Raw genomic sequence first — 787 nt, 5'->3', positions numbered from 1 at the left:
CTGGGCACGCAAGGTGATTATCACCCGGCCCGACGGCACCCAGATAGAGAATCAGTACGACGAGAACGGCAATCTTTTCCGGATGATTGACCCGGAAGGCATCGTTTCTGAATACACCTACAACTCCGACAATCAGATCGTCCTGGAAGCGAGAAATGTCTCTCCGTCCAGCAATGATCAGCCGACCCTCTACACGCGCTACGCCTACAATGGATATGGACGCCTGCGGTATGTTGTGTCGCACGAGGGCCGGGTCACAGAAAACCTCTATGACGCAGATGGCCAGCTTGTTCGAACCTTGGTGTATTCCGGCCATGAAGATCCAGATGCGGGCCAGAGCTACCGCTTTGGCCAGGGCACCGATACCATTCTGTCCAGCGCTGATGTCCTAGCCTGGACGCAGACACTTACAAATCTCGAAAACCTTGCCAACACACGATATTGGTATGATCACCGGGGTGCGTCTGTCGAAGAATGGCGGACCTATGGCGGCACGAGCGCAACCGGCAGCAGTGACAACAGCCAAGGCATCACGCGGAACTATTTCACGACCGATCAGCACGGGAGATTGATCGAGAGTTCCGTCAGACACAATGTGTCAGAATTCAGCTTCGATGGTTTGGGACGCGTCACCCTTTCCGACAACAGCGTCACAGGCTCGATCACCTACACCTACAATGATGACGGCACGGCCGGGATCCCGCAGGCTCACATGACTGTTGTCACAGGTGCGGGCCACACCACCACGACGGTGTACAATAATCTGGGCCAGGTGGTCTCGACCTCT

Annotated in this window: 1 protein-coding gene; it reads left to right on the top strand. The window is 55.7% G+C overall.

Annotated elements, in window-relative coordinates:
• Positions 1–82: 82 nt before the first annotated feature.
• A partial coding sequence (locus tag RMQ97_RS15455) for a hypothetical protein (RefSeq protein ID WP_413661799.1) occupies positions 83–787 on the top strand: 705 nt, incomplete at its 3' end.

The organism is Maricaulis sp. D1M11, from assembly GCF_047308265.1.
Lineage (GTDB): Bacteria > Pseudomonadota > Alphaproteobacteria > Caulobacterales > Maricaulaceae > Maricaulis.
This window is presented reverse-complemented; position numbering and strand designations above follow the sequence as displayed.